Source organism: Streptomyces sp. DH12 (assembly GCF_020873895.1).
In the GTDB taxonomy this organism is placed as follows: Bacteria; Actinomycetota; Actinomycetes; order Streptomycetales; family Streptomycetaceae; genus Streptomyces.
In genome coordinates this window covers 1-571 of the sequence record NZ_JAHWGT010000535.1, presented here as the reverse complement: position 1 = coordinate 571, position 571 = coordinate 1, and the positions used below count along the sequence as shown (strand labels likewise).

Here is a 571-nt window from a genome sequence, read left to right as displayed (position 1 = left end):
CCAGAAGTCCAGCGAGTCGCCCGCCCGCAGCCGGTGCGGGTCACGCCGTCCGCGGCGCAGCCCCACCCCGCCGACGAACCGGTCCAGCCGCCCGCGCACCGCCCACGCCAGCGGGAAGGAGTACCAGCCGTGCTCGCCGCCGATGCCCTCGATCACCTTCCAGAGGGCCTCCGGCGACGCGGGCACCACCTGGTCCCGTTCGTCCCTGTAGAGGCTGCCGCCCGCCCACCGGGGGTCGGTGGGCAGCGGATCGCTCGGCGCCCCCGGCACGGAGGCGGACGACCAGCGGGTGGCGACCTGCGCCTCCCGCACCCGGGCCAGCGCCAGCCGCAGCGCCTCGTCGAAGGGCAGCGGCCGGCCGGGGGCGTCGGGCACATACCGCGCGATGTCGTGCTCGCGGCACACCACTTCGTGGCGCAGCGACTCGGTGAGCGGCCGGGCGATGACGGCGGGCACCGGCGTGACCAGCCCGATCCAGTGGCTCGACAGCCGGGGCGTGAGCACCGGCACCGGCACGATGACCCGCCGGCGCAGCCCCGCGACCTCGGCGTAGCGGCGCATCATGGCGCGG

At 77.1% G+C, this 571-nt stretch carries 1 protein-coding gene; it reads right to left on the bottom strand.

The genetic code is table 11. The annotated features are described in order from the left end of the window. The coding region (locus LPA54_RS35625) for a DUF2867 domain-containing protein (RefSeq protein ID WP_228984714.1) at positions 1 to 571 on the bottom strand (571 nt) is incomplete at both ends.